The organism is Streptomyces sp. NPDC090119 (assembly GCF_044747085.1).
GTDB lineage: Bacteria > Actinomycetota > Actinomycetes > Streptomycetales > Streptomycetaceae > Streptomyces.
In genome coordinates this window covers 449176-462496 of record NZ_JBIVDK010000003.1, presented here as the reverse complement: position 1 = coordinate 462496, position 13321 = coordinate 449176, and the positions used below count along the sequence as shown (strand labels likewise).

The following is a 13321-nucleotide window of genomic DNA, read 5'->3' as shown; positions in this document are numbered from 1 at the left end:
CAGGGGTGGGACGACACAGCCGCCGAGGACCGGCTCCCAAGGGGGACGCCTCGGCCAGGGAGGGCACGAACCCGGCGACCGGGACCGCCGAGGGCGTCACCGGGACGGGTGACTTCGCCGTCCGGGGGCGCACCCGGGGCGACGGTCAGGACGCCTCGGGCACCGGGCCGGGTGGCCGGGGTCCGCGGGGCGGTGAGTCGTGGAGCGCCGGACATCATGGTCCGGGCGCCTTCGGCACGACCGTGAGCGGTGCCGGGCGGCATGTCCCGCCGGGCCGGGACCGGAGCGAGGGCGCCGGGCGCCCCGCCGCCGAGCGGTCCGGTCAGGCGCGTGGCGGTCACCCCGAGCAGCGTGAAGCGGGCGGCGGCTGGGGGGAGTTCGAGGACAAGGGCACGGCCCGGCGCACCGCACCGGCCCCCTTCCCGCGGCAGCGGCGCGCGGAGCCCGTGGACGTGGGTCCGGGCCCCCGCCGGGAGTACCTGGACGCGTTCGCCGAGGGCGCCGCGTCCGAGGCGCCCCCGCGCACCGCGGTGCCGGAGCCGAGGACCGCGCCGGGCGAGGACGGAACGCCTCCGGCGGCCGACCCCGCGCCCCGGCACGGCGGCAAGGGGCGCGCCTTCACCGGGGTCGCGGCCGCCGCCGTGACCACCGTGCTCGCCATCGTCGTCGCCGGGCAGGTGGCCGACGGTCGCGCCCAGGGCGAGTCACGGGCCCAGGCCGCCACCGGCGGGCTGCCGGCCGGCGCCCAGGCCGTCCCCTCCAGCGCGCCGAGCGCCGTCCCGCTGACGTACGCGCAGAAGATGGGCCGTCTCTATCCCCTGGGGGCGACCCTCAAGGGTTCCGGGAAGTTCGACACGGTGCCCGGCTCGGCCAAGGCGCCCGGCAAGGGCACCAGGATGACCTACCGGGTCGACGTCGAGCAGGGACTCGGCCTGGACGGCCAGCTGTTCGCCGACGCCGTGCAGCGCACCCTCAACGACGACCGGAGCTGGGCCCACGGCGGGGAGCGCACCTTCGAGCGGGTCTCCTCCGGCAAGCCGGACTTCGTGATCACGCTGGCCAGCCCCGGCACCACCGCCGAGTGGTGCGCCAAGTCGGGCCTGGACACCACCGAGGACAACGTCTCCTGCGACTCGGCGGCCACCGAGCGCGTGATGATCAACGCCTACCGCTGGGCCCAGGGCAGCGTCACCTACGGGAACGCCAAGATCTACCCCTACCGCCAGATGCTCATCAACCACGAGGTCGGCCACCGGCTCGGGCACGGGCACGTCACCTGCCAGAAGAACGGCGCGATCGCTCCGGTGATGCAGCAGCAGACCAAGTTCCTCGACCACGACGGAATCCACTGCCTGCCCAACGCCTGGCCCTATCCGAAGAGTTGAGGCACCAGTAGCCGGAAGCGCACTCACGTCACATTGACATGAGTCGCAAGTTCGTTCATATTTCTGCGCATGTGGTCCCGTCACGCCGTCTTCCGCAGCGCCGCCATCGAGCTGGCGCTCATCGGCGTGACCGCTCTCTGCGTGGCCGACATCGACTGTCGCTGACGCCGCCTCCCTGGCGTCCGCGTCGATGCGTGCCCTTTTCCTCCTGCCGCCCGTGACCTCTGTCGCGGGCCGCCCTCTCGACGACTGACGCCGGGGCCGACACCTGTCCGCAGGTGTCTCACTCCTCGTCCATCTGTCTCACCCCTCGGGAAATCCCGGCGGGTTCCCCGAGAGGTCGTCATCTCCGATGCGTCAACCGTCCGTCATAGCGCGCCGCGTGGCAGCGGCATCCGTCAGCCTGGCCGTGGCAGCGGGCGCCGCCGCCTGCGGTCCCGAGGACAACGATGCCAAGAGCGCCGGCGCCGACGCCACGCCCCACAAGGGCGGCACGCTCACGGTGCTGAACGCCGAGGCCCAGACCGACTTCGACCCGGCCCGCCTCTACACCTCCGGCGGCGGCAACGTGCCCTCGCTGGTCTTCCGCACCCTCACCACGCGCAACCGCGAGAACGGCGCCGAGGGCGCCAAGGTGGTCCCCGACCTCGCCACCGACACCGGCCGCCCCAACAAGGACGCGACCGTGTGGACGTACACCCTCAAGGAGGGGCTGAAGTACGAGGACGGCACGCCGATCACGTCGGCCGACATCAAGTACGGCATCGAGCGGTCCTTCGCCCCCGAACTCTCCGGTGGCGCACCCTACTTGCGGGACTGGCTGAGCGGTGCCGCCGACTACCAGGGGCCCTACAAGGACAAGAAGGGCCTCTCCGCGATCACGACGCCGGACGCGCGCACGATCGTCTTCCACCTGAACAAGCCCGAGGGCGAGTTCCCGTTCCTCGCCACCCAGACGCAGTTCGCGCCGGTGCCGAAGGGCAAGGACACCGGCACCAAGTACGAGCAGCACCCGGTCTCCTCGGGCCCGTACAAGGTGGTCAGCAACCAGAACGACGGCGAGCGCGTCCTGCTGGAGCGCAACCCGCACTGGAGCGGTGACGACGAGCGCAAGGCGTACCCGGACAAGGTCGACGTGCGCTCCGGGCTGGACTCCTCCGTCATCAACCAGCGGCTCGCCGCGTCCCAGGGTGCCGACAAGGCGGCCGTCACCACCGACACCAACCTCGGTCCGGCCGAACTCGCCCGGGTCAGCGGGGACAAGGGCCTCGCCGCCCGCGTCGGCACCGGCCACTTCGGCTACACGAACTACATCGCCTTCAACCCGAAGGTGAAGCCGTTCGACGACCCCAAGGTGCGCCAGGCGATCTCGTACGCCGTCGACCGCTCCTCGGTGATCAACGCGGCCGGCGGTTCCGCGCTCGCCGAGGCGGCCACCACCTTCCTGCCCGACCAGAAGTCCTTCGGGTACACCCCGCACGACCCGTTCCCGGCGGGCAAGTCCGGCAACGCGGCCAAGGCGAAGGAACTGCTGAAGGAGGCCGGGCACCCGAACGGCCTGACCATCACCCTCACCCACTCCAACAGCAAGGACTTCGAGACCAGCCCGGAGATCGCCACCGCCCTCCAGGACGCCCTGAAGAAGGCCGGGATCACGGTCAAGCTCCAGGGTTTGGAGGACAACGACTACCGGGACAAGATCCACGGCATCAAGACCGAGCCCGGCTTCTTCCTCGCCCACTGGGGTGCCGACTGGCCCTCCGGCGGCCCCTTCCTCGCCCCGATCTTCGACGGCCGCCAGATCGTCAAGGACGGCGCGAACTTCAACACCGGCCTGCTGGACGACACGTCCGTCAACACCGAGATCGACGCCATCAACAAGCTGACCGACCTGAACGCCGCCGCCGCCCGCTGGGGCGCGCTGGACAAGAAGATCGCCGGACAGGCCCTCGTCGTCCCGCTGTTCCACCCCGTCTACAAGCGCCTGTACGGCTCGGACGTCAAGAACATCGTGATCAGCGACTGGACCGGCGTGCTGGACATCTCCCAGGTCGCGGTGAAGTGACCCGGTGAGCGAAGCACTTGTCGCCGTCGAGGCCGCCGGGGCGGACATCACCGCCCCGGCGGCCTCGGGGGCCCGTCAGTTCTGGCGGCGGCTGCGCGCGCAGCGGGCCGCCCTGGTCGCCGCGGCCGTCGTCGCGCTCCTCGTCCTGGTCGCGCTCGCCGCGCCGCTGCTCACCGCGATCGAGGGGCAGGACCCCACCACGTACCACCCCGGCCTCGTCGACTCCGCGCGCGGCGGCGTGCCCATCGGCTCGCTCGGCGGGATCAGCGCCGAACACTGGCTGGGCGTCGAACCGCAGACCGGCCGCGACCTGTTCGCCCGGCTGGTGGAGGGCGCCCGCGTCTCGCTCGGCGTCGCCTTCGCGGCCACCCTCGTCCAGGTCCTCATCGGCGTCACCGTCGGCGTGGCCGCCGCCATGGGCAGCCGATGGCTGGACCAGGTCCTCAGCCGGATCACCGACATCATCGTCGCCCTGCCGCTGATGATCATGGCGCTGGCGCTGCTGGCCATCGTGCCCGCGAGCTTCCCCCGCCCGGTCCTGGTCGCGCTCGTCATCGGGCTGATCGCCTGGGGCAACGTCGCCAAGATCGTGCGCGCCCAGACGCTCACCCTCAAGGGGCTCGACCACGTGGCCGCCGCCCGGCTCAGCGGGTGGGGCGCCGTGCGCGTGGCCCGCCGCGAACTGCTGCCCGGCCTCGCCGCGCCCGTCATCACCTACGCCGCCCTGCTGGTGCCCACCAACATCTCCGCCGAGGCCGCCCTGTCTTTCCTCGGCGTCGGGGTGAAGCCGCCCACGCCCTCCTGGGGACAGATGATCACCGCCGCCGACGTCTGGTACCAGGCCGCGCCGCAGTACCTGCTGTTCCCGGCCGGCGCCCTGTTCACCACCGTGCTCGCCCTCACCGTCCTCGGCGACGGCGTCCGCACCGCACTCGACCCCCGCGCCGCCTCCCGGCTGCGCGTCGGCACCGGCCGCACCCGGAAGGAGGACGCCGCGTGAACGGCTTCGGCGGCTTCCTGCTGCGCCGCGCGGCGGGCACGGCCCTCACCCTGCTCGCCATCTCGGTCCTCGTCTACGTGATCTTCTACGCCACCCCCGGCAACGTCGCCCAGATCACCTGCGGCCCGCGCTGCTCCCCGGAACAGGTGCACCAGGTCGCGGCCCAGCTCCGCCTGGACGACCCGCTCTACCTGCGCTACTTCCACTTCCTCCAGGGGCTGTTCACCGGCCAGGACTACTCCACCGGCACCTCGGTCGAGCACTGCGCGGCACCCTGCCTCGGGCTCTCCTACCAGAGCGACCAGCAGGTGATGACCCTGCTGCTGGCCAAGCTGCCGGTCAGCCTCTCGCTGGTCGTCGGCGCGATGGTGCTCTGGCTGGTCATCGGCGTCGGCACCGGCGTCCTCTCCGCCTGGCGGCGCGGCCGGTTCTCCGAGCGGGTGCTGACCGTGCTCACCCTCGCGGGCTGGGCCACGCCCGTGTTCGTGCTCGGCCTGGTGCTGATGATCGTGGTCTGCGGCGAACTGCAACTGCTGCCCTTCCCGCAGTACGTGGACTTCGGCGACGATCCCGAACAGTGGGCGTGGAACCTGGTGCTGCCCTGGCTGTCGCTGGCCCTGATCGAGGCGGCCGCGTTCGCCCGGCTCACCCGCTCGGCCATGCTGGAGACCCTCGCCGAGGACCACATCCGCACCTTCCGCGCCTACGGCGTCGGCGAGCGGGCCATCGTCGGACGGCACGCCCTGCGCGGCGCGCTCGCCCCCGTCATCGCCCTCAACGCCAACAACGTCGGCTCCTCCATCGGCGGCGCGGTCCTCACCGAGACCCTGTTCGGACTGCCCGGCATCGGCCAGGAGCTGGTGCACGCGGTCAAGGTCGTGGACCTGCCCGTGGTCGTCGGCATGGTCCTGGTCGTCGCCTTCTTCGTCGTCATCGCCAACGCCGTCGCGGACATCCTGTACGCGCTGGCCGACCGCCGGGTGGTCCTCGCATGAGCCTGGTCGAAGTCACCGACCTCACCGTCGAGTTCGGCGCCCTGCGCGCCGTGGACGGACTCTCCTTCACGCTGGAGAAGGGGGCCGCGCTGGCGCTCGTGGGGGAGTCCGGCTCCGGCAAGTCCACCGTCGCCGGTGCCCTGCTGGGGCTGCACCGGGACACCGGGGCCCGGCTCGGCGGCTCGGTGCTGGTCGCGGGCACCGACGTGGCCGCCGCCTCCGACGCCGAGCTGCGGAAGCTGCGCGGGGCCAAGGCCGCCATGGTGTTCCAGGACCCGCTGTCCTCGCTCGACCCGTACTACGCGGTGGGCGACCAGATCGCCGAGGTGTACCGCGTCCACACCCGTGCCTCCAGGCGCGCCGCACGGGCGCGTGCCGTCGAGGTGCTGGACCGGGTCGGCATCCCGGACGCCGCCCGGCGCGCCCGGTCCCGGCCGCACGAGTTCAGCGGGGGGATGCGTCAACGCGCGCTGATCGCCATGGCGTTGGCGTGTGAACCGGAGCTGCTCATCGCGGACGAGCCGACCACCGCGCTCGACGTCACCGTGCAGGCCCAGATCCTCGACCTGCTGCACACCCTGCGCCAGGAGAACGGGCTCGGCCTGCTGCTCGTCACCCACGACGTGGGCGTTGCCGCCGAGAGCGCCGAGGACGTGCTGGTGATGCGGCACGGCCGCGCAGTCGAACACGGGCCCCTGCGCCAGGTGTTGACCGCGCCGGAGCAGCCGTACACCCGTGAACTCCTCGCCGCCGTACCGCGCGTGGAGGCATCCCGTGCCGCGTCCGCCGAGCAGGCGGGGGAGACCGTGCTCGAAGCAGCCGGGCTGCGGAAGGAGTTCGGGCGCGGGAGGCGGGCGTTCACCGCCGTGGACGACGTCTCGCTGACCCTGTGCCGGGGCGAGACCCTGGGGATCGTGGGGGAGAGCGGCAGCGGCAAGACCACGCTGGGCCGCATGCTGGTCGGCCTGCTGGAGCCCACCTCGGGCGTCATCCGGTACGCCGGACGCGTGCACCGCGGGGTCGACCCGTCCGTGCAGATGGTGTTCCAGGACCCCGCCTCCTCCCTCAACCCCCGCCGCACGATCGGCGAATCGATCGCCGACCCGCTGCGCGCCAAGGGGATGAAGGACGACAAGGCCGTACGGGAACGGGTGACCGGGCTGCTGGAGCGGGTCGGCCTCGAAGCGGCCCACCACGACCGCTACCCGCACGAGTTCAGCGGTGGACAGCGCCAGCGCGTCGGCATCGCACGGGCCCTCGCCGCAGACCCGCGCGTCATCGTCTGCGACGAACCCGTCTCCGCCCTCGACGTCACCACTCAGGCCCAAGTGGTCGCCCTGCTCGACGAGTTGCGCCGGGAACTCGGGCTCGCGCTCGTCTTCGTCGCGCACGACCTCGCCGTGGTCCGCCAGGTCAGCGACCGGGTCGCCGTCATGCGCGGCGGGCGGATCGTCGAGACCGGACCCGCCGACGAGGTGTACGAGAACCCGCGCGACCCCTACACCCGCCAACTCCTGGCCGCCGTACCGGCCCTGGACCCCGAGGTCGCCGCCCGGCGCCGGGCGGCGCGGCGGGAGCCCGCTCCGGCGTAACGTTTCGCGTGCGGACCGTCACCAGGCGATCTCTTAGCGTGTCGGAACGCGGCTCGCCCGCGAAAGTTACGACCGTTCACCCCTTTTGGTGGTGCGACGGACAACCGTCCGTCGCGCCACCGCCCTCTCCGCGTACGTTCGTCCCGCTGCGAGCCGCCGGGACGACGGCGGCTCCCACACACGGGAGATCGGGGGTGCACGCGTGCGCATCGGACTGCTTACCGAGGGTGGTTATCCGTACGCCGGCGGTGACACCGGGCTCTGGTGCGACCGGCTCGTGCGCGGGCTCGGGCAGCACGAGTTCGACGTCTACGCGCTCAGCCGCGGCCCACAGCAGGAGGACGACGGCTGGGTGCCGATTCCGCCGCAGGTCAGGCGGGTGCGCACGGCCCGGCTGTGGACGGCCGGGGAGGACGGCGGCACGCTGGGCCGCCGCGCCCGCAAGCGGTTCGCCGAGTACTACGGCGAGCTGCTCGGCGCGGTCTGTGCCCCGCCGGAGGGCTCCGCCGCCGAAGTGGCGGACCGTTTCGGCAACGCGCTGTACAACCTCGCCGAACTCGCCCGCGACACCGGCGCGCTGACCGGAGCGCTCCGCTCCGACCACGCCGTGACCGCCCTGGAGCGCGCCTGCCGCGCCCCCGGCGCGCCGCGCACGGCGCACGAGGCCCGCGTCCCCGACCTGCTGGCCGTCACCGACCACCTCGCCCGCGCCCTGCGCCCCCTCTCCCTCGACTGGTACGGCGAGGACGCCCTCGGTGCCGTCGACCTCTGTCACGCCACCTCCGGCGGCGCCGCCGCCCTGCCCGGCCTGCTCGCTCGGCACTTCTCCGGCGTCCCCCTGCTGGTCACCGAGTACGGCGTCCAGCTCCGCGCCCACTACCTCGCGCTCGGCCCCGACACCGCCGCCCCTGCCGTCCGCGCGCTCCTCGCCGCCTTCCACGGGCGGCTCGCCGCCGAGGTCTACCGGCGCGCCGAGCTCCTCACCCCTGGCAGCAGCCACGCCCGCCGCTGGCAGGAGCGGTGCGGCGCCGACCGGGCGCGCATCCGCACCGTCCATCCGGGCATGGACGCCGACCGGTTCGCCGAGGTCGGCGAGGCACCCGACCGCGCCGACGAGGACACGCTGGTGTGGGTCGGCCGGATCGAGCCCGGCCGGGACCTGGTCTCGCTGCTGCACGCCTTCACCGAGGTCCGCAAGGAGGAGCCGCACGCGCGGCTGCGCATCGTAGGCGGGCCCGTGGGCGCCGAGGGGGAGGCGTACCTCGCGCAGTGCCGGGCGCTGGCCGCCCAGCTCTTCCCGGACGAGGCGGAGGGGCTGCACGCCGTGGGGGACAACCCCGTGTCGTTCACCGAGGTGGGGGCGCCCGAGGCGCCGACGCTGCCCGACGCGTACGCCGCCGGGGCCGTGGTGGTGCTGTCCAGCGTGGTCGAGGGGTTCCCGGTCAGCCTGGCCGAGGCCATGTTCTGCGGCCGGGCCACGGTGTCCACCGACGTGGGCGCGGTGGTCGAGGTCATCGGCGGCACCGGGCTCGTCGTACCGCCGCGCAACCCGCGGGCGCTCGCGGAGGCGTGCGTGACGCTGCTGCGCGACCCCGAGCGCCGCGCGCGCCTGGGGGCGGCGGCGCGGGCCCGCGCGCTGGAGCTGTTCGGCGTCGAACAGAACATCACGGCATTTCACGGCATTTACCTGGAGATCATGTCGCACTGTCCGGTGCGCCGGGTCGATGTCGACGAGGCGGGCGAGCCACTGCCGTTCGCCGTCCCCGCCGAGGCCCACGTGCCCGGCCGCTGGACCGTCCCCACCCTGCTGCGAGGCTCACCGGCGCCGGTCCGGGCCGGTGCGGAGGGGGCGCGATGAGGGGCGTGGAGAGAACCGGGCCGGGGCCGGTGAACGGCACGGTGACGCCGGGGACCGCTCCCGGTGCTGACGGGACCCCGGAAGCCGAGGGCGACGCCCGTGGCAGCGCCCCCCGCCGGGGTGCCGTCGACCCCGTGAAGGCACTGCTGCACCAGCACCGGGAGCTGTGCGAGCGGGCCGTGGACCCGCTGGAGATCGCGGCCGGGCTGGAGTCGCACGGCTTCACCGACCGCTCCGCCGCCCGGTACCGGCACCGGGACGTGTTCTCGCTCGCCGAGGAGCTGTACGCGCGCGTGCCCCGCGACGCGGACCCGTCCCCCGAGCCCACGCCCGGCCCCGGCCCCCGTATCCGTACCGGGTGGGTGCTGCTCACCCTGCTGCCCGGCGCGGTCGCCTCGGGCACCGCGGTGGGGCTGCGGTTCGGCCACGGCACCGCCCGCCCCCTGGTGGCCCTCGGCGGACTGCTCGCCCTGGCCCTCGCCGTACGCGCCGCCCTCGCCCGGGGCCCCCTCGCGGCCCGCCCCGGCGCCGCCCCGAGGCCCTCCGCCCCCGTGTGGACCGTCTGCCTCCTCGGGTACGCCCTGCTCGGCGACGGCCTCCTGGACGCCGTGGTCAGCGGCGGCCCCGATGCGCTGCCCACCGGCGCCCCGGACGGCCCCTGGCCCGCCGCCACCGCGCCCGTACTGGCCCTCGCGCTGGCCTGCGCCCCCGCCGCCTGGTGCGCCCACCTGCTCGACCTCGGCGCCCGCCGACGGCTCGCGGGCAGCCGGGGCCTGGAGGACTTCACCTCCGGCGCGCGCCCCCTGCTGCTCGGCGTCCTCGCGCTGTACCTGGCCGCCCTGACCGGCCTGCTCGCCCTGACCGGCGCCGTACTGGGCGAGAACCCCGCCTACCCGCAGGCCCTCACCCTGGGCGCCCTGCTGTTCCTCGCCCGCCTCCTCACCGCCCACCGGCACCGGCACGCCCCGGCCGTGGTCCTGGGCGCGGCGGCGGCCGCCGAACTGGCCGCCCCGGCGCTGGTCCTGAGCGGACGCCTCCCGGACTGCGGCTTCCTCGCCGTCCCGGTGACGACCCTGGTCGACCCCCTGGGAGCGGCCGCGATCCCCACCCTGACCTGCGGCTGCGCGGCCCTGGTCCTCCTGGCCCACGCCCTGCGCACCCTCACCCGAGCCTCGGCCCACGCGCCCGTAGGGGGCCCGGAGTGAGGCACAGCGCGCCCCGCTCTTCCCCCACGGCACCGGCGCCCCACCGCCGCCCCGCCCACTCCCCCCTCATCCCTGAGACCTTCATCCCTGAGAAGGAGAACACCAGATGACCACCTCCCGACACGGAGTCACCGCAGTGGCCGGGCCCGTGGGAGCAGCCGCGGCGCACACCTCGGGAGCCGCTCTATGAGGGTCCTGCTGATCGGAGCCAACGGGTACATCGGCCGCTTCGTCGCCGACCGCCTCCTCGCCGACCCCGCCGTGCAGCTCACCGTGCTCGGCCGGGGCGACGACGCAGACGTCCGCTTCGACCTCGCCACCGGCAGCCCCGGCGCGCTCACCAGGTTCCTGGACGCCGTGCACCCCGGCGTCGTCGTCAACTGCGCCGGTGCCACCCGGGGCGGCGCCCGCGACCTCACCCGGCACAACACCGTCGCCGTGGCCACCGTCTGCGAGGCGCTGCGCCGCAGCGGCTGCGGGGCCCGGCTGGTGCAGATCGGCTGCGGCTCCGAGTACGGGCCCAGCCAGCCCGGCTCCTCCACGGCCGAGGACGCCGTACCCCGGCCGGGCGGCCCCTACGGGGTCAGCAAGCTCGCCGCGACCGAACTGGTCCTCGGCTCCGGCCTGGACGCCGTCGTGCTCAGGGTCTTCTCGCCCGCCGGACCCGGCACCCCGGCAGGGTCACCCCTGGGGAGACTCGCGGAGGCCATGCGCCGCGCCATGCAGGCGGGCGACGGCGAACTCAAGCTCGCCGGGCTCGGCGTCCAGCGCGACTTCGTCGACGTACGCGACGTCGCCCGCGCCGTGCACGCCGCCTCGCTCTCCGCCGCGCAGGGCGTCATCAACATCGGCTCCGGCCGCGCCGTACGCCTGCGCGACGCCGCCACCGTCCTCGCCCGGGTCGCCGGGTACGGCGGTGCGCTCAACGAACTCGACGCCCCGCCCGGCCCGTTGCGCGGCCAGATCGGGCATCCGCGCGGCGACCTGGACCACGCGGTGCCGGTCGCGTACCCGTACCCGGACGGCTGCGGCAGCTGGCAGCAGGCCGATGTGCGCACCGCCCGCGACCGGCTCGGCTGGCGGCCCCGGATCAACCTGGAGGAGTCCCTCGCGGACATCTGGATGGAGGCGGCATGCCGCATCTGACCAGCGCGCCCGCAGTCACCGGCGTACGCACCGCGATCGGCGTCCCCGACTACGCGCACCCGCTGACCGCGCCCGCCCAGTGGGCCCAACTGGCGCGCCCCGGAACGCCGTTGGACTGGGTGGTGCTCAACGTCGCCGCCGGGCCAGGCACCTGCCCGGACCCGCACTGCCTGGAGGCGGCGGGCAGGCTGCGCAACGGCGGCGTCCGCGTCCTGGGCCACCTGGACCTCGCCCACGGCATGCGCCCCTTCGCCGACCTGGTGTCCGACGCGCACCGCCACCTCGACTGGTACCGCGTCGACGGCTTCCTGCTGGAGCGGTGTCCCGGTGACCGGACGGCGCTCCCCGAGGTCCGCCGCGTGATCGGCATGCTCCGCGCGCTCGCCGGGGACACCCACATCGTCCTCGGCCACGGCACCCACCCCTGTCCGGGGTACGCGGAGAACGCCGACCAGTTGGTGACCTTCCGGGGTTCCTGGGCCGACTACCGCTGGTCGCAGGTGGCCGAGTGGACCGCCGACTACCCGGAGAGCCGTTTCTGCCACTTCGTGCACGGGGTGCCGCGCGGTCATCTGGAGGAGGCGCTGCGCATCGCGCGCTGGCAGGGCGCCGGGACGGTCTACCTCACCGACCGCACGGACCACGGCGGCCGGGCCAACCCCTGGGAGACGATGCCCGGCCACTGGGACGATTTCGTCTCGCGGGTCGGAACGGGTGTCTCGGAATGAAGAAGGCCGTGGCAGTGTTACGGGGAGAACAACCCGTAGTGATCGACCGACCAACGGAGTCCCCGTGTCGCTGCCACCCCTGGTCGAGCCCGCTTCCGAGCTCACCGTAGACGAGGTCCGCCGGTACTCCCGCCACCTGATCATCCCGGACGTGGGGATGGAAGGGCAGAAGCGGCTGAAGAACGCCAAGGTGCTCTGTGTGGGCGCCGGCGGCCTGGGTTCGCCCGCCCTGATGTACCTCGCGGCGGCCGGTGTCGGCACGCTCGGCATCGTGGAGTTCGACGAGGTCGACGAGTCCAACCTCCAGCGGCAGATCATCCACAGCCAGGCCGACATCGGCCGCTCCAAGGCCGAGTCCGCGCGGGACACGGTCAAGGGCATCAACCCGTACGTGGACGTGGTTCTGCACGGGGAGCGGCTCGAGGCCGAGAACGTGCTGGAGATCTTCGGCCAGTACGACCTGATCGTCGACGGCACGGACAACTTCGCCACGCGCTACCTGGTCAACGACGCGTGCGTGCTGCTGAACAAGCCGTACGTCTGGGGCTCGATCTACCGCTTCGACGGCCAGGCGTCCGTCTTCTGGTCCGAGCACGGCCCCTGCTACCGCTGCCTCTACCCGGAGCCTCCGCCGCCCGGCATGGTCCCCTCCTGCGCCGAGGGCGGCGTGCTCGGCGTGCTGTGCGCGTCGATCGGCTCGATCCAGGTCAACGAGGCGATCAAGCTGCTCGCGGGCATCGGTGACCCGCTGGTCGGCCGCCTGATGATCTACGACGCCCTGGAGATGCAGTACCGCCAGGTCAAGGTCCGCAAGGACCCCGACTGCGCGGTGTGCGGCGAGAACCCCACGGTCACGGAACTCATCGACTACGAGGCGTTCTGCGGCGTCGTCTCCGAGGAGGCCCAGGAGGCCGCCGCCGGTTCCACGATCACTCCCAAGCAACTCAAGGAGTGGATCGACGACGGCGAGAACATCGAGATCATCGACGTCCGCGAGCCGAACGAGTACGAGATCGTCTCCATCCCCGGCGCCAAGCTGATCCCGAAGAACGAGTTCCTCATGGGCACCGCCCTGGAGTCCCTCCCGCACGACCGGCGCATCGTCCTGCACTGCAAGACGGGCGTCCGCAGTGCGGAGGTCCTCGCCGTCCTGAAGTCCGCGGGCTTCGCGGACGCGGTCCACGTGGGCGGCGGCGTCATCGGCTGGGTCAACCAGATCGAACCCAGCAAGCCGGTGTACTGAGCCTTCCCGGCCTTCCCGGCCTTCGAGGCCCACGGCCCCCCTGAATCACGGGGGCCGTGGGCCTTCGCCGTGTGTCGAGGTGTGTTGACCTTCGAGTTGGTCGA

At 73.3% G+C, this 13321-nt stretch carries 11 protein-coding genes; all 11 read left to right on the top strand.

The annotated features are described in order from the left end of the window. The first annotated feature begins 5 nt into the window (after nt 1-5). The 11 genes from ACIPPM_RS14755 to moeZ all read left to right on the top strand — a co-directional run bounded on the left by ACIPPM_RS14755 (nt 6) and on the right by moeZ (nt 13217). Nucleotides 6-1385, top strand: a complete 1380-nt coding sequence (locus tag ACIPPM_RS14755; RefSeq protein ID WP_401447329.1) for a DUF3152 domain-containing protein — start codon at nt 6-8, stop codon at nt 1383-1385. A 69-nt stretch (nt 1386-1454) separates the two neighbouring features. Further along, on the top strand, nt 1455-1550 hold the full coding sequence (locus ACIPPM_RS14750; RefSeq protein WP_324608470.1) for an Ms4533A family Cys-rich leader peptide: 96 nt from the start codon (nt 1455-1457) through the stop codon (nt 1548-1550). Between the two features lie 187 nt (nt 1551-1737). After that, the gene (locus ACIPPM_RS14745; RefSeq protein WP_401447326.1) at nt 1738-3450 is read left to right on the top strand and encodes an ABC transporter substrate-binding protein; all 1713 of its coding nucleotides are present in this window, start codon (nt 1738-1740) and stop codon (nt 3448-3450) included. Between the two features lie 4 nt (nt 3451-3454). Further along, nucleotides 3455-4450, top strand: a complete 996-nt coding sequence (locus ACIPPM_RS14740) for an ABC transporter permease (protein WP_393596257.1) — start codon at nt 3455-3457, stop codon at nt 4448-4450. Continuing rightward, entirely contained in the window at nt 4447-5445 is a 999-nt protein-coding gene (locus ACIPPM_RS14735) for an ABC transporter permease (RefSeq protein ID WP_401447322.1), read from the top strand. The genes ACIPPM_RS14740 and ACIPPM_RS14735 overlap by 4 nt, the downstream gene beginning before the upstream one ends. Next, a complete protein-coding gene (locus tag ACIPPM_RS14730; RefSeq protein WP_401447319.1) occupies nt 5442-7037 on the top strand; it encodes a dipeptide ABC transporter ATP-binding protein in 1596 nt (531 codons plus the stop codon). Before ACIPPM_RS14735 ends, ACIPPM_RS14730 begins: the two co-directional genes overlap by 4 nt. Nucleotides 7038-7239: 202 nt before the next feature. Continuing rightward, on the top strand, nt 7240-8895 hold the full coding sequence (locus ACIPPM_RS14725) for a DUF3492 domain-containing protein (RefSeq protein WP_401447316.1): 1656 nt from the start codon (nt 7240-7242) through the stop codon (nt 8893-8895). Nucleotides 8896-9029: 134 nt separating this feature from the next. Then, nucleotides 9030-10100: a hypothetical protein gene (locus ACIPPM_RS14720; protein WP_401447314.1), complete on the top strand. Its 1071-nt coding sequence runs from the start codon at nt 9030-9032 to the stop codon at nt 10098-10100. A 186-nt stretch (nt 10101-10286) separates the two neighbouring features. Beyond that, nucleotides 10287-11246: an NAD-dependent epimerase/dehydratase family protein gene (locus ACIPPM_RS14715; RefSeq protein WP_388995810.1), complete on the top strand. Its 960-nt coding sequence runs from the start codon at nt 10287-10289 to the stop codon at nt 11244-11246. Further along, nucleotides 11234-11974, top strand: a complete 741-nt coding sequence (locus tag ACIPPM_RS14710) for a spherulation-specific family 4 protein (RefSeq protein WP_401447312.1) — start codon at nt 11234-11236, stop codon at nt 11972-11974. The genes ACIPPM_RS14715 and ACIPPM_RS14710 overlap by 13 nt, the downstream gene beginning before the upstream one ends. A gap of 64 nt (nt 11975-12038) precedes the next feature. Continuing rightward, on the top strand, nt 12039-13217 hold the full coding sequence (gene moeZ, locus ACIPPM_RS14705) for an adenylyltransferase/sulfurtransferase MoeZ (RefSeq protein ID WP_401447309.1): 1179 nt from the start codon (nt 12039-12041) through the stop codon (nt 13215-13217). Nucleotides 13218-13321 lie beyond the last annotated feature (104 nt).

Excerpts from the sequence above, each read along its gene's own strand:
- ACIPPM_RS14750 (WP_324608470.1), top strand. The coding sequence starts at position 1,455 with ATGTGGTCCCGTCACGCCGTCTTCCGCAGCGCCGCCATCGAGCTGGCG.
- ACIPPM_RS14745 (WP_401447326.1), top strand. The coding sequence starts at position 1,738 with ATGCGTCAACCGTCCGTCATAGCGCGCCGCGTGGCAGCGGCATCCGTC.
- ACIPPM_RS14730 (WP_401447319.1), top strand. The coding sequence starts at position 5,442 with ATGAGCCTGGTCGAAGTCACCGACCTCACCGTCGAGTTCGGCGCCCTG.
- ACIPPM_RS14715 (WP_388995810.1), top strand. The coding sequence starts at position 10,287 with ATGAGGGTCCTGCTGATCGGAGCCAACGGGTACATCGGCCGCTTCGTC.
- ACIPPM_RS14710 (WP_401447312.1), top strand. The coding sequence starts at position 11,234 with ATGCCGCATCTGACCAGCGCGCCCGCAGTCACCGGCGTACGCACCGCG.